19 protein-coding genes are annotated in these 22459 nt (G+C 73.1%); 12 read left to right on the top strand and 7 right to left on the bottom strand.

Annotated elements, in window-relative coordinates; translation table 11 throughout:
* Both RM572_RS10020 and RM572_RS10015 read left to right on the top strand, forming a co-directional pair.
* A complete protein-coding gene (locus RM572_RS10020; protein WP_311672920.1) occupies positions 1-552 on the top strand; it encodes an adenine phosphoribosyltransferase in 552 nt (183 codons plus the stop codon).
* Between the two features lie 143 nt (positions 553-695).
* Positions 696-3227 (top strand): RelA/SpoT family protein, encoded by a 2532-nt coding sequence (locus tag RM572_RS10015; protein WP_311672919.1) that lies wholly within the window; start codon positions 696-698, stop codon positions 3225-3227.
* Positions 3228-3298: 71 nt separating this feature from the next.
* Here the strand turns inward: RM572_RS10015 and RM572_RS10010 are convergent, their stop codons facing one another.
* Both RM572_RS10010 and RM572_RS10005 read right to left on the bottom strand, forming a co-directional pair.
* Positions 3299-4528, bottom strand: coding sequence for a DUF349 domain-containing protein (locus RM572_RS10010; RefSeq protein ID WP_311672918.1), 1230 nt, complete (start codon positions 4526-4528; stop codon positions 3299-3301).
* A gap of 199 nt (positions 4529-4727) precedes the next feature.
* Entirely contained in the window at positions 4728-5546 is an 819-nt protein-coding gene (locus RM572_RS10005) for a peptidylprolyl isomerase (RefSeq protein ID WP_311672917.1), read from the bottom strand.
* Positions 5547-5692: 146 nt separating this feature from the next.
* Between RM572_RS10005 and RM572_RS10000 the strand changes: the two genes are divergently transcribed.
* From RM572_RS10000 to RM572_RS09985, 4 genes are all read left to right on the top strand, one after another.
* A complete protein-coding gene (locus tag RM572_RS10000; protein ID WP_311672916.1) occupies positions 5693-6409 on the top strand; it encodes an MBL fold metallo-hydrolase in 717 nt (238 codons plus the stop codon).
* A 14-nt stretch (positions 6410-6423) separates the two neighbouring features.
* Positions 6424-7683, top strand: a complete 1260-nt coding sequence (gene hisS / locus RM572_RS09995) for a histidine--tRNA ligase (RefSeq protein ID WP_311673081.1) — start codon at positions 6424-6426, stop codon at positions 7681-7683.
* 76 nt (positions 7684-7759) lie between these two features.
* Entirely contained in the window at positions 7760-8407 is a 648-nt protein-coding gene (locus tag RM572_RS09990) for a vitamin K epoxide reductase family protein (RefSeq protein ID WP_311672914.1), read from the top strand.
* Positions 8408-8498: 91 nt separating this feature from the next.
* On the top strand, positions 8499-9908 hold the full coding sequence (locus RM572_RS09985) for a replication-associated recombination protein A (RefSeq protein WP_311672913.1): 1410 nt from the start codon (positions 8499-8501) through the stop codon (positions 9906-9908).
* A gap of 34 nt (positions 9909-9942) precedes the next feature.
* On the opposite strand, the gene RM572_RS09980 is transcribed toward RM572_RS09985, so the two are convergent.
* A complete protein-coding gene (locus RM572_RS09980; RefSeq protein ID WP_394813571.1) occupies positions 9943-10710 on the bottom strand; it encodes a DUF2470 domain-containing protein in 768 nt (255 codons plus the stop codon).
* 169 nt (positions 10711-10879) lie between these two features.
* On the opposite strand from RM572_RS09980, the gene rpsD reads away from it, so the two are divergent.
* Positions 10880-11494, top strand: coding sequence for a 30S ribosomal protein S4 (rpsD, locus tag RM572_RS09975; protein ID WP_311672911.1), 615 nt, complete (start codon positions 10880-10882; stop codon positions 11492-11494).
* A gap of 119 nt (positions 11495-11613) precedes the next feature.
* On the opposite strand, the gene RM572_RS09970 is transcribed toward rpsD, so the two are convergent.
* From RM572_RS09970 to ureA, 4 genes are read right to left on the bottom strand one after another with little or no spacing between them, the layout of a single operon-like run.
* A complete protein-coding gene (locus RM572_RS09970; protein ID WP_311672910.1) occupies positions 11614-12951 on the bottom strand; it encodes an MFS transporter in 1338 nt (445 codons plus the stop codon).
* Positions 12948-14651 (bottom strand): amidohydrolase, encoded by a 1704-nt coding sequence (locus tag RM572_RS09965; RefSeq protein ID WP_311672909.1) that lies wholly within the window; start codon positions 14649-14651, stop codon positions 12948-12950. The genes RM572_RS09970 and RM572_RS09965 overlap by 4 nt, the downstream gene beginning before the upstream one ends.
* 17 nt (positions 14652-14668) lie before the next feature.
* The gene (locus RM572_RS09960) at positions 14669-16357 is read right to left on the bottom strand and encodes an urease subunit alpha (protein ID WP_311672908.1); all 1689 of its coding nucleotides are present in this window, start codon (positions 16355-16357) and stop codon (positions 14669-14671) included.
* Complete coding sequence (ureA, locus tag RM572_RS09955; RefSeq protein WP_311672907.1) at positions 16354-16932, bottom strand: urease subunit gamma; 579 nt, start codon at positions 16930-16932, stop codon at positions 16354-16356. The genes RM572_RS09960 and ureA overlap by 4 nt, the downstream gene beginning before the upstream one ends.
* Before the next feature lie 129 nt (positions 16933-17061).
* Between ureA and RM572_RS09950 the strand changes: the two genes are divergently transcribed.
* The 5 genes from RM572_RS09950 (at position 17062) to ruvX (ending at position 22366) form a co-directional block, all read left to right on the top strand.
* Entirely contained in the window at positions 17062-18297 is a 1236-nt protein-coding gene (locus RM572_RS09950) for a PucR family transcriptional regulator (RefSeq protein ID WP_311672906.1), read from the top strand.
* A 161-nt stretch (positions 18298-18458) separates the two neighbouring features.
* Positions 18459-18893 (top strand): DUF948 domain-containing protein, encoded by a 435-nt coding sequence (locus RM572_RS09945; RefSeq protein ID WP_311672905.1) that lies wholly within the window; start codon positions 18459-18461, stop codon positions 18891-18893.
* 7 nt (positions 18894-18900) lie between these two features.
* Positions 18901-19236 carry a DUF6167 family protein gene (locus tag RM572_RS09940; RefSeq protein ID WP_311672904.1) on the top strand — a complete coding sequence of 112 codons (336 nt, stop codon included), beginning with the start codon at positions 18901-18903 and terminating at the stop codon, positions 19234-19236.
* Positions 19236-21902: an alanine--tRNA ligase gene (gene alaS, locus RM572_RS09935; protein ID WP_311672903.1), complete on the top strand. Its 2667-nt coding sequence runs from the start codon at positions 19236-19238 to the stop codon at positions 21900-21902. Before RM572_RS09940 ends, alaS begins: the two co-directional genes overlap by 1 nt.
* Positions 21902-22366: a Holliday junction resolvase RuvX gene (ruvX, locus tag RM572_RS09930; RefSeq protein WP_027762633.1), complete on the top strand. Its 465-nt coding sequence runs from the start codon at positions 21902-21904 to the stop codon at positions 22364-22366. The genes alaS and ruvX overlap by 1 nt, the downstream gene beginning before the upstream one ends.
* Positions 22367-22459: the final 93 nt, after the last annotated feature.

Here is a 22459-nt window from a genome sequence, read left to right as displayed (position 1 = left end):
ATGAGCGCCCTGACACGGGACGATCGCGACCTGCTCCTCAGCCGCATCCGGGACGTCGCGGACTACCCCAAGCCCGGCGTGATGTTCAAGGACATCACGCCGCTGCTGGCGGACCCCGAGGCGTTCTCCGCACTCACCGACGCCCTGGCCGCGCTGTGCGAGAAGCACGGCGCGACGAAGGTCGTCGGCCTGGAGGCGCGCGGCTTCATCCTCGCCGCTCCCGCGGCCGTACGGGCCGGGGTGGGCTTCATCCCGGTCCGGAAGGCCGGCAAGCTGCCCGGCGCCACTCTGGGCCAGGCCTACGAGCTGGAGTACGGCACCGCCGAGATCGAGGTGCACGCGGAGGACCTCGGCGCCGGCGACCGCGTGCTGGTGATCGACGACGTTCTCGCCACCGGTGGCACGGCCGAGGCCTCGCTGGAGCTGATCCGGCGGGCCGGGGCCCAGGTCGCGGGCGTCGCGGTGCTCCTCGAGCTCGGCTTCCTCGAGGGCCGCTCCCGGCTGGAGCCCTCCCTCGACGGCGCCCCCCTGGAGGCCCTGGTCACCGTGTAGGGCGGGCCGTACACGCGCGCGGGCCGGTCACGGAGGCAGCTCCGGGCCGGCCCGCGGTCGTCCCCGGCCGGGCCGTCCTCGCGGCGCGCCGCGGCCGGATCGCTACCATGGCATTCCGACCTGGTGTCCAACGAGGAGTGCACGTGCCAGACGAGGCCCAGCCGCTCACCGCCTCCCAGGGCCGGGACGCGCAGGCCGCCGACGCCGCCGCGTCCCCCGCGGAGGTGCCGGCGAAGGGCGGCGGCGCCGACCGGACCGCCCCGCAGACCGGCCGCGAGGAGGCCCCGGCGGGCACGGCCGCGTCCGGGCGCGCGGGTGACGGTTCGCGCGGCCGGAACGCCCCGCCCCGGCCGGTCTCCGGCGTCTCCGGCCGCTCCGGCTCCTCCAACCGGGTCCGCGCCCGCCTGGCCCGCCTCGGCGTCCAGCGCTCCAGCCCCTTCAACCCTGTCCTGGAGCCGCTGCTGCGTATCGTCCGCGGCAACGACCCCAAGATCGAGTCGGCCACGCTCCGTCAGATCCAGCAGGCCTACCAGGTCGCCGAACGCTGGCACCGCGGCCAGAAGCGCAAGAGCGGCGACCCGTACATCACCCACCCGCTCGCCGTCACGACCATCCTCGCGGAGCTGGGCATGGACCCCGCGACGCTGATGGCCGGCCTCCTCCACGACACCGTCGAGGACACCGAGTACGGCCTGGACACGCTGCGCCGGGACTTCGGGGACTCGGTGGCGCTGCTGGTCGACGGCGTCACCAAGCTGGACAAGGTCAAGTTCGGGGAGGCCGCACAGGCCGAGACCGTCCGCAAGATGGTCGTTGCCATGGCCCGTGACCCGCGGGTGCTGGTCATCAAGCTCGCCGACCGGCTGCACAACATGCGCACCATGCGCTACCTGCGCCGGGAGAAGCAGGAGCAGAAGGCCCGCGAGACCCTCGAGATCTACGCACCGCTCGCCCACCGGCTGGGCATGAACACCATCAAATGGGAGCTGGAGGACCTCGCCTTCGCGATCCTCTACCCCAAGATGTACGACGAGATCGTCCGCCTCGTCGCCGAGCGCGCCCCGAAACGGGACGAGTACCTCGCCATCGTCACCGACGAGGTCCAGACCGACCTGCGCGGCGCCCGCATCAAGGCCACCGTCACCGGCCGCCCCAAGCACTACTACAGCGTCTACCAGAAGATGATCGTGCGGGGCCGCGACTTCGCCGAGATCTACGACCTGGTCGGCATCCGCGTCCTGGTCGACACCGTCCGCGACTGCTACGCGGCGCTCGGCACCGTCCACGCCCGGTGGAACCCGGTGCCCGGACGGTTCAAGGACTACATCGCGATGCCCAAGTTCAACATGTACCAGTCGCTGCACACGACGGTCATCGGGCCCGGCGGCAAGCCGGTCGAGCTGCAGATCCGCACCTTCGACATGCACCGCCGCGCCGAGTACGGCATCGCCGCGCACTGGAAGTACAAGCAGGAAGCGGTCGCCGGCGCCTCCAAGGTGCGCACCGACGTCCCGAAGAAGGCCGGCAAGGGCGGTGACAAGGACGCCGTCAACGACATGGCCTGGCTGCGGCAGCTGCTGGACTGGCAGAAGGAGACCGAGGACCCCGGTGAGTTCCTGGAGTCCCTGCGCTTCGACCTGTCGCGCCACGAGGTCTTCGTCTTCACCCCCAAGGGCGACGTGATAGCGCTGCCCGCCGGCGCCACGCCCGTCGACTTCGCCTACGCCGTGCACACCGAGGTGGGGCACCGCACCATAGGGGCCCGGGTCAACGGCCGCCTGGTGCCGCTGGAGTCGACGCTCGACAACGGAGACCTGGTGGAGGTGTTCACCTCCAAGGCGGCCAACGCCGGCCCCTCCCGGGACTGGCTCGGCTTCGTCAAGTCCCCCCGCGCGCGCAACAAGATCCGTGCCTGGTTCACCCGGGAGCGCCGCGACGAGGCCATCGAGCAGGGCAAGGACGCCATCGCGCGCGCGATGCGCAAGCAGAACCTGCCGATCCAGCGCATCCTCACGGGCGACTCCCTCGTCACCATCGCGCACGAGATGCGCTACCCCGACATCTCGGCTCTCTACGCGGCGATCGGCGAGGGCCACGCCGACGCGGCCAACGTCGTCAAGAAGCTGGTGCACGCGGTCGGCGGGGAGGAGGCCGCCAACGAGGACATCGCGGAGACCACGCCGCCGCTGCGCAAGCGCAGCAAGCGCCGCTCCGCGGACCCGGGCGTGGTGGTCAAGGGCGTCGACGACGTGTGGGTCAAGCTCGCCCGCTGCTGCACCCCGGTGCCCGGCGACCCGATCATCGGGTTCGTCACCCGCGGCAGCGGCGTCTCCGTGCACCGCGCCGACTGCCAGAACGTCGACGCGCTGTCCCGGGAGCCCGAGCGCATCCTGGACGTGGAATGGGCGCCCACCCAGTCCTCGGTGTTCCTGGTCGCCATCCAGGTCGAGGCGCTGGACCGGTCCCGGCTGCTGTCCGACGTCACGCGCGTGCTGTCCGACCAGCACGTCAACATCCTCTCGGCGGCCGTCCAGACCTCCCGCGACCGGGTGGCCATCTCCCGCTTCACCTTCGAGATGGGCGACCCCAAGCACCTCGGACACGTACTGAAGGCCGTGCGGGGCGTGGAGGGCGTCTACGACGTCTACCGCGTGACCTCCGCACGCCGGCAGTAGCCGGGCGCGCCGCACACGAGAGAGGGGCACGGTCCGCCCGGACCGTGCCCCTCTCTCCTGTCTGTCAGGCGTCAGCCGCCGAACTCCTCCAGGCCCTTCTGCGCCTGGTCCAGCAGCGCCTGCCGCCCGGCGAGCTCCTGCTCGAGCTTCGCCGCCCGCGCGTCGTTGCCGGACGCCCGGGCCTTCTCGGCCTGCTCCCGCAGCTTGTCCACCGCGTCCTGCAGCTGACCGGTCAGTCCGGCCGCCCGCGCCCGGGCCTCCGGGTTGCTCCGGCGCCACTCGGAGTCCTCGGCGTCCTGGATGGCCCGCTCCACCGCGTGCATCCGGCCCTCGATCCGCGCCTTGGAGTCCCGCGGCACGTGCCCCACGGCGTCCCACCGCTCGTTCAGCGCGCGGAACGCCGACCGGGCCGACTTCAGGTCCGACACCGGCAGCAGCTTCTCCGCCTCGGCCGCGAGCTCCTCCTTGCGGGTCAGGTTCTCCCGCTGCTCGGCGTCCCGCTCGGCGAACACCTCGGAGCGTGCCTGGAAGAACACGTCCTGCGCGCCGCGGAAGCGGCTCCACAGGTCCTCCTCGTGCTCCCGCTGCGCCCGGCCCGCGGCCTTCCACTCCTGCATCAGGTCGCGGTACTTGGCGGCCGTCGGCCCCCACTCACGGGAACCGGACAGCGACTCCGCCTCGGAGACCAGCTTCTCCTTGCGCTGCCGTGCCTCCTCGCGCTGCGCGTCGAGCTGGGCGAAGTGCGCCTTGCGCCGCTTGGAGAAGGCGGAACGTGCGTGCGAGAAGCGGTGCCAGAGTTCGTCGTCCGACTTCCGGTCGAGCCGGGGCAGGCCCTTCCAGGTCTCCACCAGGGCACGCAGCCGTTCGCCGGCCACCCGCCACTGGTCGCTGTCCGCCAGTTGCTCCGCCTCGGCGACGACCTCCTCCTTGGCCCGGCGGGCCTCCTCGGACTGCTGCGCCTTCCTGGCCCTGCGCTCCTCGCGTCGCTTGTCCACCGCCTCGGTGAGCCGGTCCAGGCGCTCGCGCAGTGCGGCCAGGTCGCCGACCGCGTGATGCGCGTCGACCTGCTCCCGCAGGTGCTCGATGGCCGTCGACGCGTCCTTGGCGGACAGGTCGGTCGTCTTCACCCTGCGTTCGAGGAGGCTGATTTCGACGACCAGGCCGTCGTACTTGCGCTCGAAGTAGGCCAGGGCCTCCTCGGGCGAGCCCGCCTGCCACGAGCCGACGACCTTCTCGCCGTCCGGCGTACGCACGTACACGGTCCCCGCCTCGTCGACGCGGCCCCACGGATCGCTGCTCACAGCGCCTCCTCCACATGACGCCCGCACCGGGTCCGATCCCAGGGGCGTCGTCCACATATTTCGTCACGCCCAACATAAGCGAACGCCGGGTGTGCTGTCCGCATCCAGCGCGGTCCGAATTGTTCGCGGGCCCGGCCGATCGCGCTGATCAGCCGGGCCCGCGCTGCCGGCGCACCCGCCGGCGGAGGAGTGGCGGGGGTCAGGACTTCCGCACCGTCGCGTCGTCGATCGTCGCGGTGGCGACCGGGCGGCCGTCCTCGGCCTGGCCCTTCACGCCGGCCTTCGCGATCTTCTTCAGCACCTTCATGCCGGAGTCGGTGACGGTGCCGAAGGGGGTGTAGCTCGGCGGCAGCTTGCTGTCCCGGTAGACGAGGAAGAACTGGCTGCCGCCGGAGTCCTTCTGCCCGGTGTTGGCCATCGCGACCGTGCCGGCCGGGTACACGCCGTCCTTCACCCGCTCGTCGTCCAGGTTCTCGTCCGGGATGGTGTAGCCGGGGCCGCCCATGCCGGAGCCCTGCGGGTCGCCGCACTGCAGCACGAAGATGCCCTCGGTGGTCAGGCGGTGGCACTCGGTGTGGTCGAAGAAGTCGTTCTCGGCCAGGAAGGCGAACGAGTTCACCGTGTGGGGCGCCTTGCCCGCGTCCATCTCGACACCGATCTTCCCGCAGGCGGTGTCCAGCGCCATGGTGTACGTCGCGGACTCGTCCACGGCCATCTCGGGCTCCTTCTTCCACTGCTCGCCGTCCGGCTTGCCCTTCGCGGGCTCGGCGCAGGGGTCGGGAGCGTCCTTCTGTGCGGACGGCGTCGCACTCGGCTGGGGGTCGGAGGCGGTGTCCTCCTTGCCCTCCAGTCCGCCGGACAGGGCGTACGCGGTGCACAGCACGAGCACGACCGCCACGCCGGCCGCGATGGCCGCGTTGCGGATGCGGGCCTTGCGCCGCGTCTCCGCGCGGCGCTCCTGCTGGCGGAGGTACTTCTCGCGTGCGAGCTGCTTCCGCCGCTGCTCACTGGTGACCACGGGGACGTCTCCTTCAGAACGTGCGTGCGTACATGCGTACGGCCGGGAACCTGGCCCGTACCGTATACGCATTCGCGGCGCCCGTACCGGCGCCGGTAGGCTTCCGGGCAGCCGTTATCCATCTGCCGGACGACCGAAGGACGAATGTGCTCGTAGCCGGGTTCCCCGCCGGGGCCTGGGGGACCAATTGTTATCTGGTCGCCCCCGCCGCCGGCGAGGAGTGCGTGATCATCGACCCCGGCCACCAGGCCGCCGAGGGCGTACGGGAGGCCGTGGCCAAGCACCGGCTGAAGCCCGTCGCGGTGATGCTCACCCACGGGCACATCGACCACGTCGCCTCGGTCGTCCCGGTCTGCGGGGCGCACGACGTGCCGGCGTGGATCCATCCCGAGGACCGCTTCATGATGAGCGACCCGGAGAAGGCCATGGGCCGTGTCATCGGCAGGCCGCTGATGGACGAGCTGACCATCGGCGAGCCGGACGACCTGCGGGAGCTGTTCGACGGCGCGGCGCTGGAGCTGGCCGGCCTCGAACTCACCGTCGCGCACGCGCCGGGCCATACCAGGGGGTCGGTGACCTTCAGGATGCCCGAGCAGGCCGACATCCCGCCGGTCCTCTTCTCGGGCGACCTGCTGTTCGCCGGCTCCATCGGACGCACCGACCTGCCCGGCGGCGACCACGCCGAGATCCTCGACTCGCTGGCACGCGTGTGCCTGCCCCTGGAGGACTCGACCGTGGTGCTGTCCGGCCACGGCCCCCAGACCACCATCGGCCGCGAACGCGACACCAACCCCTTCCTGCGGGAGGTGGCCGCGGGCGGCCGCGGCGGCGGCCCGAGCGCCCCGCCACGACGAGGAATGTGACGAAGACGCACGCGATGAGCACCTTCTCCGCCCCCAAGGGCACCTACGACCTGATCCCCCCGGAGTCCGCGCAGTTCCTGGCCGTGCGCGAGGCGTTCTCCGCCCCGCTGCGCCGCGCCGGCTACGGCTACGTGGAGACGCCCGGCTTCGAGCAGACCGGCCTCTTCTCCCGCGGTGTCGGCGAGTCCACCGACATCGTGACCAAGGAGATGTACACCCTCACCACCCGCGGCGGCGACGAGCTGGCGCTGCGCCCCGAGGGCACCGCCTCCGTGCTGCGCGCCGCGCTCCAGGCCGGCCTGCACCGCGGCGCCCTGCCCGCCAAGCTCTGGTACTCCGGCTCCTACTACCGCTACGAGCGCCCGCAGGCCGGCCGCTACCGGCACTTCTCCCAGGTCGGTGCGGAAGCCCTCGGCGCCGAGGACCCGGCACTCGACGCCGAGCTGATCATCCTCGCCGCCGACGCGTTCCGCGCCCTGGGCCTCAGGCAGGTCCGGCTGCTGCTGAACTCGCTCGGCGACAAGGAGTGCCGCCCCGCCTACCGCGCCGCCCTCCAGGACTTCCTCCGCGCCCTCGACCTGGACGAGGACACCCGCCGGCGCATCGAGATCAACCCCCTGCGGGTGCTCGACGACAAACGGGAGAGCGTCCAGCAGCAGCTCACCGGCGCACCGATGATGCGCGACCACCTGTGCGAGGGCTGCAAGGCCTACCACGAGCAGGTGCGCGAACTGCTCACCGCGGCCGGCGTCGCCTTCGAGGACGACCCCCGGCTGGTGCGCGGCCTGGACTACTACACCCGCACCACCTTCGAGTTCGTGCACGACGGGCTGGGCTCCCAGTCCGCCGTCGGCGGCGGCGGCCGGTACGACGGCCTGTCGGAGATGATCGGCGGGCCGGAGCTGCCGTCGGTGGGCTGGGCGCTGGGCGTGGACCGCACCGTGCTCGCGCTGCGGGCCGAGGACGTGGCGCCGCAGACGCCGGCGGGGGCGCAGGTCTTCGCCGTCCCGCTCGGCGAGGACGCCCGTCGCGCCCTCTTCGCGGCGGTCACCGAGCTGCGCCGGGAGGGCGTCGCCGCGGACTTCGCCTACGGCGGCAAGGGCATGAAGAACGCCATGAAGTCCGCCAACCGCTCCGGGGCGCGGTTCGCCCTGGTCCTGGGCGACCGGGACCTGGCCGAAGGCGTCGTCCAGCTCAAGGATCTGGAGAGCGGCGAGCAGAGCCCGGTGCCACTCGAACGAGTGGTGGCCGCGGTTCGGGCGAAGCTCGGCTGACCCTTGCGGCGTTGGGGCAGAATGAGTGACAGCCCGACACCACCGACCCCGGCCGACGAGTAGGACGCGACACGTGATGACGACCACGGCACCCCCCGACAACGCTCGCACCCCCACGGACGAGCCGCCGGAGGGTGCCGTGGGAGCCCGGCGCGGCTTCTCCTGGCTGCTGATCGTCACCGGCCTGATGGGGCTGCTCGCGGCCGTCGCCATCACCATCGACAAGACCAAGATCCTCGAGGCGAAGGCGCGAGGGGAGACCTACACCCCGGGCTGCAGCCTCAACCCGATCCTCTCCTGCGGCAACATCATGGAGAGCGCGCAGGCGTCCGCGTTCGGCTTCTCCAACCCGCTGATCGGCCTGGTGGCGTACCCCGTGGTCATCGCCATCGGCGTCACGCTGCTCACCGGGATCACCCTCCCCCGCTGGTACTGGCTCACCTTCAACGCCGGCTGCCTCTTCGGAGTGGGCTTCGTCACCTGGCTCCAGTACCACTCGCTGTACACCATCGGCGCCCTGTGCCTGTGGTGCTGCCTGGCCTGGGTCGCCACGATCTTCCTGTTCTGGTACGTCACCAGCCACACCCTCACCCGCGGCCTCCTGCCCGCACCGGCCGGCGTGCGGAACTTCGTCGAGGAGTTCCCCTGGGTCCTGCCCGTGATGCACACCGGCGTGATCGGCATGCTGATCCTCACCCAGTGGTGGAGCTTCTGGACCGGCTGACCCCTGCGCACACCTCTCCGCCGCCCGGTGGCCGCGTCCGTACGCGGTCACCGGGCGGCGTTGTCAGAGGGGTGACCTAAGGTGTGGCGACGTGGAGCCCGATCTGTTCACCGCCGCCGCCGAGGACCGCCAGGAGCGCGAGCCGTCCGCCAGCCCGCTGGCCGCACGCATGCGTCCGCGCACCCTGGAGGAGGTCGTCGGCCAGCAGCACCTGCTGCGTCCCGGGTCCCCGTTGCGCCGCCTGGTCGGCGAGGGGGCGGCGGGGGGCCCGGCGGGCCAGTCGTCCGTCATGCTCTGGGGCCCGCCCGGCACCGGCAAGACCACCCTCGCCCACGTCGTCAGCCGGGCGACCGACGCGCGCTTCGTGGAGCTGTCCGCCATCACCGCGGGCGTGAAGGAGGTGCGGGCCGTCATCGACGGCGCCCGCCGTTCGTCCGGGGCCTACGGCAAGGACACCGTCCTCTTCCTGGACGAGATCCACCGGTTCAGCAAGGCCCAGCAGGACTCGCTGCTGCCCGCGGTGGAGAACCGCTGGGTCACCCTGATCGCGGCCACGACGGAGAACCCGTACTTCTCGGTGATCTCCCCGCTGCTGTCCCGCTCCCTGCTGCTCACCCTGGAGCCGCTCACCGACGACGACGTGCGCGGCCTGGTCCGCCGGGCGGTCGCGGACCCGCGCGGCCTGGACGACGCGGTCACACTGCCCGAGGAGGCGGAGAACCATCTGCTCCGCGTCGCCGGGGGCGACGCCCGTCGCGCGCTCACCGCGCTGGAGGCCGGCGCGGGAGCGGCGCTCGCCAAGGGGGAGCGGGAGATCTCCCTGGCGTCCCTGGAGGAGGCCGTCGACCGTGCCGCCGTGAAGTACGACCGGGACGGCGACCAGCACTACGACGTGGCGAGTGCGCTCATCAAGTCGATCCGCGGCTCCGACGTCGATGCCGCGCTGCACTACCTGGCCCGCATGATCGAGGCGGGGGAGGACCCGCGCTTCATCGCGCGGCGGCTGATGATCTCCGCCAGCGAGGACGTCGGGATGGCGGACCCGACGGCGCTCCAGACGGCCGTCGCCGCCGCCCAGGCCGTCGCCATGATCGGCTTTCCGGAGGCGCGGATCACCCTCGCGCAGGCCACGGTGACGCTCGCTCTGGCGCCGAAGTCCAACGCCGCCTACCTGGCGATCGACGCGGCGCTGGCGGACGTACGTGCGGGGCTGGCCGGGCCGGTGCCGCCACACCTGCGGGACAGCCACTACAGGGGCTCCCAGAAGCTCGGCCACGGCCAGGGCTACCAGTACCCGCACGACCTGCCGGGCGGCGTCGCGGCCCAGCAGTACGCTCCGGACGCCGTGCACGGCAAGCGGTACTACGCCCCCACCCGCTACGGCGCCGAGGCACGGTACGCGGACGTCGCCGAGCGGGTGCGCGCGCGGCTCGCGGGCCGGCCCCTCCCCGCCGCCGAGGAGGCGGGTCCACCGGCGAAGGCGGAGGAGGGGAAGGGCTGACACCCGCCGCGCACGCTCTCCCCGTTCGCCCCCGTCACCGTGCGGTGGTCGCGGCTTCGAACAGCCGGTGCATGGCCCGCCGGAGCCCGCCCACGTCCCGCACGGGCTCGGCGAAGTCGAAGCGCGCGTCGTAGCAGGCGGTCCCGGCCCCGTCGCCGAACCGCACCCGGATGCCGAAGCGGTCCAGGGCCAGCGGCGTCACCCGGTCGAGCGCGACCGCCGCGCACGAGGCGTCCCCCGAAGCGTCCTGCGGCGCGGGGAAGGCGTCGAGCAGTGTGCACAGGCCGCGTACCTGGTCGCCGTGGGCGGCGGCGAGGTGTTGGAGCAGCTCCGCCTCGTGCCGGGCCAGGGGATCCGCCGTCGCGGCGGCGAACGCGTCGGGTTCGACGGCGTCCTCGCCCCACAGGTCGTCCACGTGCGCCTCGCCGACCTCCAGCCGGAGCAGCAGCCGTCCGTCGTCAGGCACCGGCCCGCCCGTGGAGCGTTCGGCCAGCAGCCGTGCGGCGGCGGGCCTGTCCGGCGCCGCCACCGGCGTCAGCCAGCCGGCCACCCAGGCCCGGCCGCGGACCCGGTGGGGCACCGCGACGGGTGCGACGTCGGTGATCTCCATCACGGCGCACAGCTCGTCGTCCCGGGCCCGCGCGGCCGCGCGGGCGGCCGGGTGTGCGGCGCCGACCAGCAGGAGCACGTCCCCGTCGGCGTCCACGGCACGGGCGACGGGCGCGTCGTCCGGGAGCCCGAGTCCGCCCGTCTCCGACTCGATGCCGGGAACGAGCAGACGGGCGGATACGCTGGACTCCACGAGAGTACGTACGCGCTCGGCGGCCGAAGGGCCTCGGGCGTCTTCCACGGGACGCGGCTGCCCCGCTTCCGTACCGTCACCGGTGCCGTCGTGGGGGTTCCGAGGTCGAAACATGCGTACTCCTCCGCTAAGGTAAGCCTCACCTAACTTACACGGAGGTCCGTTCAACGTGAACCAGTCGCGTCCCAAGGTCAAGAAGTCGCGGGCGCTCGGCATCGCGCTGACCCCGAAGGCCGTCAAGTACTTCGAGCAGCGCCCCTACCCGCCGGGCGAGCACGGCCGCGGCCGCAAGCAGAACAGTGACTACAAGGTCCGCCTGCTGGAGAAGCAGCGGCTGCGCGCCCAGTACGACATCAGCGAGCGCCAGATGGTCCGCGCCTACGACCGTGCCCGCAAGGTCAAGGAGGGCAAGACCGGCGAGGCGCTGATCATCGAGCTGGAGCGCCGCCTGGACGCGCTCGTGCTGCGCTCCGGTCTGGCCCGCACCATCTACCAGGCCCGCCAGATGGTCGTGCACGGTCACATCGCGGTCAACGACCGCAAGGTCGACCGGCCCTCCTACCGGGTCCGCCCGGACGACGTGGTGCAGGTCCGTGAGCGCAGCCGCGCCAAGCACCCGTTCCTGGTGGCCCGCGAGGGCGGCTACGCCACCGACGGCGAGACCCCGCGTTACCTCGAGGTCAACCTCGAGGCGCTGGCCTTCCGCCTCGACCGGGACCCGCAGCGCAAGGAGGTCCCCGTGGTGTGCGACGAGCAGATGGTCGTCGAGTACTACGCCCGCTGAGCCCGGGGCCGGTTCCCGCCGGCCGTCACGGACCCCGGCTTCCGCGCCCGCGTCACGCGGGGCGCGGAAGCCGGGGTCCGTCGTCGTCGGTCGTGCGGGGCGCCGTCCGGCCGCCGCCGTCAGGCCGTTGCGACCGGGTCCGTGACGCGCATCCGACCGCCGAGTACGCCGCCCACCAGTGTGATCAGCGACAGTCCGACCATCAGCAGCGCCACCGGCCAGGATGCGCCGCCGCCCGCGTCCAGCAGGGCGGTGGCGAGGGCCGGCAGGAATCCGGTCAGGGCGCCCGCCAGGTTGTACGCCAGTGCGACACCGCTGTACCGCAGCCGCGCCGGGAAGAGCTCGGTGAGCAGCGCGCCGGTGACCGCGTACGCCACCGACACCACCGCGATGCCGGCCGTCACCGCGAGGACGACCACCACCGGGTTCTCCGTCTCGATCAGCCAGAACAACGGGAAGGCGAAGAGCGCGCTCGCCAGGCCGCCCCACATCGTGACCCTGCCCGGGCCCAGCCGCTCCGCCAGCCGGCCCATCACCAGGATGACCGCGATCTCGGCGACGGCCGCGACGAGCGTCGCGTTGACCATCAGCCCGCGGTCCAGGCCGAGCGTGTCCGCGCCGTAGGAGATCATGAAGGTGGTCAGCAGGTAGAAGCCGCCGATGCCGAGCAGGGCGGACGCCATCGCGACCAGCAGCGGCAGCCACGCCGTGCGGAAGACCTCCAGCGCCGGGACCTTGGCCCGGTCGTCGTGCCGCAGCAGCTCGTCGAACAGCGGTGACTCCTCCACCCGGCGCCGGATGTAGACGGCCACGAGGAGCATCGGGAAGGCCGCGAGGAACGGCAGCCGCCAGCCCCAGGCGTCGAAGGACTCCTCCGGGAGCAGCAGCACCAGGGCGAACGCGCCGGACGAGAGGAGCGTGCCGACGGGCGAGCCGACCTGCGGCAGCGCGGCGTAGCGGCCCCGTTTGCCGGGGGGCGCGTGTTCCACCGCGAGGGTGACCGCGCCGCCCCACTCGCCGCCGACCGCGACGCCCTGGAGCAGCCGCAGCAGCACCAGCAGCGCGGGCGCGGCCAGGCCGATCGAGGCGTGCGTGGGCAGGAAGCCGATCAGTCCGGTGGCCACGCCGATGGCCACCACGGTTATCAGCAGGGCGGGCCGCCGGCCGATCCGGTCGCCGAGCCAGCCGAAGAGCACGGCGCCGAGCGGGCGGGCGGCGAAGCCGACGCCGAACGTGGCGAACGCCGCCAGGGTCGCGGCCGTCGGGTCGAGCGAGGTGAAGAACAGGCGGTTGAAGACGAGAGCCGCCGCGGTGCCGAAGAGGAAGTAGTCGTACCACTCCAGGGCAGTACCGACGAACGCGGCGAAGGCGACCTTCCCGGCCTCCTCGCCGGTGACCACCGCCCTGCCGTCGGCCGGTCCCTCACCGGGGAGCGTACTGGGGTCCGTCTGTTTCATCGGGTGCTCCTTGCCTGCTGCGGTGCCTGTCCGCCGGTCACGGGGACGGTTCCGGCGGGGGTGGTGCGCTGCTCCAGCACGTCCGCTCCGTGGACGCACCGCCCCGCCACGAAGGTGGCGAGGACGTCGATGGCGCCGATGCGGCTGCTCTCGGTGCGGACCGGGTCGTCGGCGAGCAGGACGAAGTCCGCGAGTTTGCCGGGGGAGAGGCTGCCGCGGCGCTGTTCGTCGTGCCCGGCCCAGGCGGCGTCCAGGGTGTACGCGCGCAGCGCCTGCTCGGCGGTGACGCGGTCGTCGGCGCCCAGCACGCGGCCGTCCCGGCTCAGACGTTCGACCATGGACTGCATGCCGAGGAGCGGGGCGCCGGGGGCGACGGGGCGGTCCGAACTGCCGGGCACCCGCAGGCCGTGCCGCAGGAAGGTCCCGTGCCGGTACAGCCAGTCGACCCGGGCCGGGCCCAGCGCGTCGGCCATGGTGTCGCCGATGGCGTGCAGGAAGTGCGCCTGCGGTACGGGGACGACACCCAGGGAGGCGTAACGTTTCAGCTGATCCGGCCGTACGACCGCGGAATGCTCCACACGGTGCCGGACGCCGGGGCGCGGCGCGTCGCGCTGCGCCTCCTCGAACGCGTCCAGAGCCAGGTCGACGGCCTCGTCGCCGATGGCGTGCGCCGCCACCCGCCAGCCCGAACGGTGGGCCTCGACGATCAGCCGCCGCATGTCCTCCGGCTCGTCCTGGTAGACGCCCCCGGCATGCGGGTGCCCGCAGGCCGCCTCCGTCAGTGCGGCAGTACGGCCCACCAGGGAGCCGTCGAGCCAGATCTTCATCGGGCCCAGACGCAGCCACGCGTCGCCGAAGCCGGTGCGCAGACCCAGATCGATGCCGGCGGTGATGCCGTCGTCGGTATGGGCGCCCAGCGGGTGCAGGTTGTCGGCGGCCGTCATCAGCTCCACCCGCGTGCGCAGCGTGCCGCGTTCACGGGCGAGCTGGTAGGCGGCCGCCTCGGCCGGGCTGCGCCCGATGAGCCCGGCGCCGATCCCGGCCTCCGTGACGTGGGTGAGGCCCTCGGCCGCGTAGACCGCGCTCGCCCGGCCGATCGCCCCGGCCAGCTCCTCCACGGGGTACGGCATCACCAGGGCGGTCACCAGCGACTGCGCCCGCTCCTGGAGGAGTCCCGTCGGATCGCCGTCCGGCCGGCGCACGACCACGCCCCCGGCCGGCTCGGCGGCCGTGCCGTCGAGTACGCCGCAGCGCCGCAGCACGTCGCTGCTGACCGTGCACATGTGCCCGGAACGGTGCGTGAGCCACACCGGCCGGCCCCCGCCGGCCCGGTCCAGCGCCTCGCGGTGCGGGTGCGCGCCCATGACGGTGTCGTCGTAACCGGAGCCGACCACCCAGCCGTCGGAGGGCAGTCCGGCGGCCTTCCGGGCGACGGCCCCGTACACGTCCTCCGTCGTCCGGGCCGCCGTCAGGTCGAGCTGGTCCAGGGACTGCCCGAACCACGCCATGTGGTTGTGCGCGTCCCCGAACCCGGGCACGACCGTCGCGCCGCCGCAGTCGAGCACGGTCCGGGCCGGCAGGTGCGCCACCGCCTCGTCGAGGCCCACCACCACGTCCCCGAGGACGCCGAGGGTGCGGGCGTGCGGGCGGGCGTCGTCGACGGTGCGGATGCAGGCGTCGGTCAGCTTCAGGTCGAGCATCGTCGCGTGTGCCTCCCTCAGGCCAGGTTCTGCAGCCGGGTGAGCGGCAGTTCGGCGGCGCGGTGGACGGGCACGGCACGGCCGTCGACGAGCACCGGGTCCGGCGTGGTGGGCACCGCCACCTGCGGCACGGCGGTGTTGGCGACCATGTCGGCGCGGGTGAGGCCGCGGCTGCCGGCGAGTGCGGAATAGCGCACCCCGCCCGGCAGCGCTCCGGCCGCCCGGCCGTCCTCCAGGCACTCGCGGGAGACGAACACGGTCGACAGCCTGCGCGGCGCACCGCCCATGCCGCCGAAGTACGGCTTCATCACCCGCGGTTGGGTCAGCCGCGTCGAGCCGGAACCCGAGCCGCTCTGCCCCCACGCCACGAACCCGGACTTCAGCACCAGCTCCGGCTGGGCACCGAAGTACTGCGGACGCCACAGCACCAGGTCGGCGAGCGCGCCCGGCCGCAGCGCGCCGACCTCCCGGGCCATGCCGTGCGCGACGGCCGGGTTGAGCGTGATCTTCGACAGGTAGCGCAGCACCCGCCGGTTGTTCACCACGTCCGGGCCGCTCTCGCCCGCCAGCTCCGCCTGCACGTGTGCCAGCTGCCAGGTGCGCCGCGCGGTCTCCGCGATCCGTCCCATGCCCATCGAGTCGGAGTTGACGATGCTGATGGCGCCCAGGTCGTGCAGGGCGTTCTCGGCCGCGATGGCGTGCTCGCGCACCCGGCTCGCCGCGATCGACACGTCGCTGCTCACGCCGTGGTGGCCGCGGTGCACCGTCATGGTCATCGGCAGCAGCTCGGCGACGGTCGCCGGGGTCAGCGGCAGCGTCGGCGTCGTGGACGAGGTCAGCACGTGCGGCCGGGAGACGATCTCCAGCAGGTCGGGGTGACCGCCGCCGCCCTCCACGTGGTAGGCGTGCACGGTCCGGCCGCGGGTCGCGTCCAGGGTGTCCGCCAGGTAGCCGGACTCGTTGAGGGTGTCGGTGTGCAGCGCGACCGGCAGGTCCGCGTCCTCGGCGACACCCAGGCAGGTGTCGACGATCCGGGGGGTGGCGCCCCAGTCCTCGTGGATCTTGAACCCGCCGGCGCCGGCCAGCACCGCCCGCTCCAGCAGCTCCTGCGACGAGGACGAACCGCGCGCCAGGAACGCCACGTTGACCGGCGCGTCCCGCCAGCCCTCGATCAGGCTGTGCAGGTTGTACGCCGGGTTGGCGCCCACGTCCCACACGCCGCCGATGCCCATGCCGACCATCGTGGTGACCCCAGCGGCCAGCGCTGCCGGCACCACCTCGGGGCTGGACAGGTGCACGTGGGAGTCGACGATGCCGGGTGTCGCCAGCAGGCCCTCACCGGTGATCATCGCGGTGTGCGAGTCGACCACCAGCTCCACGCCGTCGGCGGTGTGCGGGTTCCCGGCTCGGCCGGTGCCCACCACCCGACCGTCCTTGATGCCGATGTTGGTCTTGCGGACGCCGAGCAGCGGGTCCAGCACCACGACGCCGAGGACCACCATGTCCAGTGCGCTGTCGCGCGGCGCGCGACCGGCGACCAGCAACCCGTCGCGGGCCGTCTTCCCGCAGCCGCCCAGCATCTCCTCGCCGGGCTCGGTGTCGTCGCCCTCGACCTCCACCCACAGCCCCGTGTCGGCCAGGCGGACCCGGTCGCCGGTCGTGGGGCCGTACAGGGACGCGTACGCGCTCCGCGGCATGCGGCTCATTGTTCTCCTCCTCGCGCGACGACGGTGACGGTCCTGGCGGCCCCCGGGGCGAACTCCACGGACGTGCCCGCGGGAACGTCCAGCCGGTGCCCGCGGGCCGCCTCCCGGTCGAACTCCAGCGCCCGGTTGGCCTCCTCCAGCGGGAAGTGGGAGGAGACCCAGACCGGCCGCGGGCCGGTGTTGAGGACCGTCAGCGGGCGGCGCGGACGGCCCGGCGCCAGGTCAGCGTCCTCACCGGCCGTGAGCACGCCGCCCGGCCCCGTGTCGGAAGCGGGCCCGAAGGGCTCCGCGACGTGCACCAGCGTGGTGCCGTGCGGGAACAGCGCCTCCACCTGCACGGCGGGCACCGCCTCCGGGACGCCCGGCAGCAGGCGGTCCCGCGGCACCACGCCCGCGGCGCGCTCGACGACGTCGGCCAGCGCCACGCCGTCCCAGGCCCACTCCTGGATCTCGTCGCAGACCAGCGCCACGGCCTCGGCGGCCCCCAGCCGGGCGCCGCGTGCCAGCCGTCTGCGGGCCAGTTCGGCCGCGGAGAAGAGCAGGAGACGTTCCTGTTCCCGTGGGGTGAGATGCATCGGCCTTCTCTCGGCGGTCCGGGTGCGGACGGGGCGGGCGGTGCTCCGGGCGTTCCTGGCAGCGTGCCCGCCGCCCGGCGGGCCGACAAGGCCCGAATCGCTCCGCGCTGCGGGGCGCATACTGTGCACATGCACAACACGCCGCCTCCCCGGGGCGGGGCCGGGGACACCGCCGCCCCAGGTCCGCCGTCCGCCGGGCTGCGCGCCCTGGTGCGGGACTGCCTGGACGACGTCGACGCCCTCGTCGACCGCTACACCGCCGAGGTCTCCGCCTTCGACGACTACCGCGCCACCGTCTCCGCGCAGGACCTGCGCGACACCGCCCGGGCCTGCTTCGAGATGCTGCTGCGGATGATCGGCGGACTCCCCGTCACCCGCGAACTGCGCGAGACCCCGCAGCGGCTCGGCCATCGGCGCGCCCGCCAGGGCGTCCCCCTGGAACGCATGCTCCAGGCCGTACGGATGGACTTCCGCATCCTGTGGGAGGCGTTCACCGAACGCACCCCGCCCGAAGGCCTGCCGCAGCTGACCCTCTCGGCGGTGCGCGTCTGGGAAGCGGTCGAGTTCCACACCGTCGAGGCGCACGCCGCCTACCTGGACGAGGTCGCCGTCCAGGCCCGCGAACGGGAGCGGGCGAAGGCAGCGCTGCTCGGCCGCCTGCTCTCCTCCGACGGCCGCGACCAGCAGCTGGTCTCCCAGGCCGCGACCCTCCTCCAGGCCGACGTCCAGGACGCCTTCGGCGTCGCCGCCGCACTGCCGGAGAGCCCGCAGGAGCTCCGGCGGGCGGCCGCCCGCCTCGGTCCCGACATCGCCCATCTGCACCAGCACCACGGCACGCTGCTGCTCCTGGCCCGCCTCCCCGCGGGCGCCGGCGGCCTGCCGCCGGGCTGGCCCGCCGACGTGCCGTGCGCCGTGGCGCCGGTGGCGCACGGCCTCGCCCGCGTGCCCGCCATGGTCCGGGTCGCGTCGGCCGTCGCCGCCGCCCTCGACGACGAGGCCGCCGGTCCGGTGCCGCTCAGCGACGCATGGATGCCGCTGGCCGCGGCACGCCTGGGGGAGACGGGCGCGCTGCTGGCCGAGAGCGTCCTCGCGGGCCTGGAGCCGCTCTCCGCCCACGAACGCGAGCGGCTGCTGGAGACCGTGACCGCGTACTGCGACTCCGGCTCCGTCGCCGAGACCACCCGCCGGCTGTACTGCCACCGCAACACCGTGCTGAACCGCCTGGGCCGTTTCACCGAGCTGACCGGCCTGCGGGTGACCAGGCCGGTCGAGGCCGCCACCGTCCTGTTCGCCCTCCGCTGCGCCCGGCTGCACGCCGGATGGGCGGCTGCACAGGACGGTCCGGCCCCGCCCGCGGCGGGCTGACCGCGCCGCGACCGCCTCCCGTGAGGCCGCCCGCGCCGGTAATCGGGTTCAGCGGTGCCTCCCCGGCGCGATAGGCTCGGTACCTGCCGTAACGCCCGGAGCGGACCGCACCCACCGGGCGACGGCCGACCCAGAACGAGACCCGAGGGAAGCGGTGCAGCGTGTCCGGTGGTGAAGTGGCCGGTCTGCTGGTGGCGGTCTTCTGGGCGATCCTGGTGTCGTTCCTCGCCGTGGTGCTGGTGAGGCTCGCCCAGACGCTCAAGGCGGCGACCAAGCTGGTGACGGGCGTGACCGAGCGAGCGGTTCCCCTGCTGTCCGAGGCGTCGGAGACGGTGCGCTCCGCGCAGTCGCAGCTGGAGCGGGTCGACTCGATCGCGTCCGACGTCCAGGAGGTCACCTCCAACGCCAACGCGCTGTCCACCACGGTCTCCTCGGTCTTCGGCGGGCCGCTGGTCAAGGTGGCCTCGTTCGGCTACGGCGTGCGCCGTGCCCTGGGGCGCCGCGGCGAGCCCGCGCCGCCGCCCCGCACGGTCGTCCCCGGCCGTACGCTGCCCGCCGCGCGCAAGGGCGGCCGCTCGACCCGCCGAAAGGGCTGATCACGCCATGTTCCGACGCGCCTTCTGGTTCACCACCGGCGCCGCAGCCGGCGTGTGGGCCACCACCAAGGTCAACCGCAAGCTGCGCAGCCTCGCGCCCGACTCGCTCGCCGCCCGCGCCGCGGACAAGGCGGTCGAGACCGGCCACCGCGTCCGGGAGTTCGCGCTCGACGTGCGTGCGGGCATGGCGCAGCGCGAGGACGAACTCACCGACGCGCTCGGCCTCCAGGCGTCCCCCGACGCCGACCACCCCGAACTTCCCGCCCCCACCGCCCGCACCGTCCGCAGGCCGCTGCCGGGCACGCCCACCGTCCACCGTTACGACCGGAATGAGGACCACTGATGGAGTCGGCTGAAATCCGCCGCCGCTGGCTGCGCTTCTTCGAGGAGCGGGGGCACACCGTCGTGCCGTCGGCGTCGCTGATCGCGGACGACCCGACGCTGCTGCTCGTCAACGCGGGCATGGTCCCCTTCAAGCCGTACTTCCTCGGCGAGTCCACCGCGCCGTACAACCGCGCCGTCAGCGTGCAGAAGTGCGTGCGGACGCCGGACATCGAGGAGGTCGGGAAGACCACCCGGCACGGCACCTTCTTCCAGATGTGCGGCAACTTCTCCTTCGGCGACTACTTCAAGCAGGGTGCCGCCACGCTCGCCTGGGAACTCCTCACCTCCTCCGTCGAGGACGGCGGCTACGGGCTGGACCCGGAGCGGCTGTGGATCACCGTCTACACCGACGACGACGAGGCCGAGCGCATCTGGCGCGAGGACGTCGGCGTGCCGGCCGAGCGCATCCAGCGTCTCGGCATGGAGGAGAACTACTGGTCCATGGGCGTCCCCGGCCCCTGCGGACCCTGCTCGGAGATCAACTACGACCGGGGCCCGGAGTTCGGGGAGGAGGGCGGCCCGGCCGTCAACGACGAGCGCTACGTGGAGATCTGGAACCTGGTCTTCATGCAGTACGTCCGCGGCGAGGGCACGGGCAAGACCGACTTCGAGATCCTCGGCGAGCTGCCCACCAAGAACATCGACACCGGCCTCGGCCTCGAACGCCTGGCGATGATCCTGCAGGGCGTGCACAACCTGTACGAGATCGACACCTCCCGCATGGTCATCGACAAGGCCGGCGAACTCACCGGCACGACCTACGGGGAGAAGGACGCCGCCGACGTCTCGCTGCGCGTGGTCGCCGACCACGTCCGCACCGCCGTCATGCTCATCGGCGACGGCGTCACCCCCGGCAACGAGGGCCGCGGCTACGTGCTGCGCCGCATCATGCGCCGCGCCATCCGCAACATGCGCATCCTCGGTGCCACCGGCCCCACCGTCGGCGAGCTGACCGACACCGTGATCAAGGCCATGAGCCCGCAGTACCCGGAGCTGGCCGAGGACCGCAGGCGGATCGAGACCGTCGCCCTCGCAGAGGAGGCCGCCTTCCTCAAGACCCTCAAGGCCGGCACCAACATCCTGGACACCGCCGTCACCGAGACCCGTGCCGGCGGCGGGAAGGTGCTGGCCGGCGACAAGGCGTTCCTGCTGCACGACACCTGGGGCTTCCCCATCGACCTCACCCTGGAGATGGCCGCCGAGCAGGGCCTGTCCGTGGACGAGGACGGCTTCCGCCGCCTGATGAAGGAGCAGCGGGACCGCGCCAAGGCCGACGCCCGCGCCAAGAAGACCGGTCACGCCGACCTGTCCGCGTACCGTGCCGTCGCCGACGCCTCCGGCACCACCGTCTTCACCGGCTACACCGACACCGAGGGCGAGTCCACCGTCGTCGGCCTGCTCGTCGACGGCGCCTCCGCCCCCGCCGCACACGAGGGCGACGAGGTGGAGGTCGTGCTCGACCGCACCCCGTTCTACGCCGAGGGCGGCGGCCAGCTCGCCGACACCGGGAAGATCCGCCTCGGGACCGGCGCCGTCGTCGAGGTCCGCGACGTGCAGCAGCCGGTGCCCGGAGTCAGCGTGCACAAGGGCGTCGTCCAGGTCGGCGAGGTCACCGTCGGCGCGTCGGTCTACTGCGTCATCGACCTCGCGCGCCGCCGGTCCATCGCCCGCGCCCACAGCGCCACCCACCTCACCCACCAGGCGCTGCGCGACGCCCTCGGCCCGACCGCCGCCCAGGCCGGTTCGGAGAACTCACCGGGCCGCTTCCGCTTCGACTTCGGCTCGCCGAACGCCGTGCCCGGCACGGTGCTCACCGACGTCGAGCAGAAGATCAACGAGGTGCTGGGCCGCGAACTCGACGTCACCGCCGAGGTGATGTCGATCGCCGACGCCAAGAAGCAGGGCGCACTGGCCGAGTTCGGGGAGAAGTACGGCGAGCAGGTCCGCGTGGTGACCATCGGTGACTTCTCCAAGGAGCTGTGCGGTGGCACCCATGTGCACAACACCGCCCAGCTCGGACTGGTCAAGCTGCTCGGCGAGTCCTCCATCGGCTCCGGCGTGCGCCGCGTGGAGGCCCTCGTCGGCGTCGACGCCTACCGCTTCCTCGCCCGCGAGCACACCGTGGTCTCGCAGCTCACCGAACTGGTCAAGGGGCGGCCGGAGGAGCTTCCGGAGAAGATCTCCGGCGTGCTCGGCCGGCTCAAGGACGCCGAGAAGGAGATCGAGCGCTTCCGCGCCGAGAAGGTGCTCCAGGCCGCCGCCGGGCTGGCCGAGGGCGCCAAGGACGTCCGCGGCACCGCGCTGGCCGTCGGACGGGTGCCGGACGGCACCACCGCCGACGACCTGCGCACCCTCGTGCTGGACGTGCGGCAGCGCCTGGCGGGCCGGCCCGCCGTCGTCGCCCTGTTCACCGTGACGAACGGCCGCCCGCTGACCGTGGTCGCCACCGACGCCGCCGCCCGCGACCGCGGGCTGCGCGCGGGCGACCTGGTCCGCGCCGCCGCCAAGACCCTCGGCGGCGGAGGCGGCGGCAAGCCGGACGTCGCCCAGGGCGGCGGGCAGAACCCGGAGGCCGTCACCGAGGCCATGGCCGCCGTGGAGCGGCTGGTCGCCGAGGCCGGCTGATGCGGCGCGGCAGGCGCCTCGCCGTCGACGTCGGCGACGCCCGGATCGGGGTCGCCTCGAGCGACCCCGACGGGCTGCTGGCCACGCCCGTGGAGACCGTGCCGGGGCGCGACGTCCCGGCGGCCCAGCGGCGGCTCGCCGCGCTCGTGGCGGAGTACGAGCCGCTCGAGGTCGTCGTGGGCCTCCCGCGTTCGCTCAGCGGAGGCGAGGGGCCCGCTGCGGCCAAGGTCCGTGCATTCGCCACGCAGCTGGCCGGGAACGTCCACCCGGTGCCGGTGCGGCTGGTCGACGAGCGGATGAGCACCGTCACCGCCGCGCAGGGCATGCGTGCCTCCGGGGTCAGCGCGAAGAAGGGCCGCTCCCGGATCGACCAGGCGGCAGCCGTGGTCATCCTCCAGAGCGCCCTGGAGACCGAACGGACGTCGGGCGGGCCGCCGGGGCAGTGCGTCGAAGTGGTCATCTGATCGCGATACGGTAACGTGCGGCGCGACGCCGGACGTTCGAACACCGTCTCTCCGGACGGACCGACGAACGGACCGCGCGCCGATCGCGCACAC

It is taken from the genome of Streptomyces hazeniae, assembly GCF_031845485.1.
GTDB lineage: Bacteria > Actinomycetota > Actinomycetes > Streptomycetales > Streptomycetaceae > Streptomyces > Streptomyces hazeniae.
The sequence above is the reverse complement of the archived record's forward strand: the minus strand, read 5'-3'. Positions and strand labels throughout refer to the sequence as shown.

What these genes read in the sequence shown, in the direction of transcription:
- RM572_RS10020 (WP_311672920.1), top strand. Translation starts at nt 1, where the DNA reads ATGAGCGCCCTGACACGGGACGATCGCGACCTGCTCCTCAGCCGCATC.
- hisS (WP_311673081.1), top strand. Translation starts at nt 6,424, where the DNA reads ATGAGCACCTTCTCCGCCCCCAAGGGCACCTACGACCTGATCCCCCCG.
- RM572_RS09990 (WP_311672914.1), top strand. Translation starts at nt 7,760, where the DNA reads ATGACGACCACGGCACCCCCCGACAACGCTCGCACCCCCACGGACGAG.
- RM572_RS09970 (WP_311672910.1), bottom strand. Translation starts at nt 12,951, where the DNA reads ATGAAACAGACGGACCCCAGTACGCTCCCCGGTGAGGGACCGGCCGAC.
- RM572_RS09965 (WP_311672909.1), bottom strand. Translation starts at nt 14,651, where the DNA reads ATGCTCGACCTGAAGCTGACCGACGCCTGCATCCGCACCGTCGACGAC.
- RM572_RS09960 (WP_311672908.1), bottom strand. Translation starts at nt 16,357, where the DNA reads ATGAGCCGCATGCCGCGGAGCGCGTACGCGTCCCTGTACGGCCCCACG.
- ureA (WP_311672907.1), bottom strand. Translation starts at nt 16,932, where the DNA reads ATGCATCTCACCCCACGGGAACAGGAACGTCTCCTGCTCTTCTCCGCG.
- RM572_RS09950 (WP_311672906.1), top strand. Translation starts at nt 17,062, where the DNA reads ATGCACAACACGCCGCCTCCCCGGGGCGGGGCCGGGGACACCGCCGCC.
- RM572_RS09940 (WP_311672904.1), top strand. Translation starts at nt 18,901, where the DNA reads ATGTTCCGACGCGCCTTCTGGTTCACCACCGGCGCCGCAGCCGGCGTG.
- alaS (WP_311672903.1), top strand. Translation starts at nt 19,236, where the DNA reads ATGGAGTCGGCTGAAATCCGCCGCCGCTGGCTGCGCTTCTTCGAGGAG.
- ruvX (WP_027762633.1), top strand. Translation starts at nt 21,902, where the DNA reads ATGCGGCGCGGCAGGCGCCTCGCCGTCGACGTCGGCGACGCCCGGATC.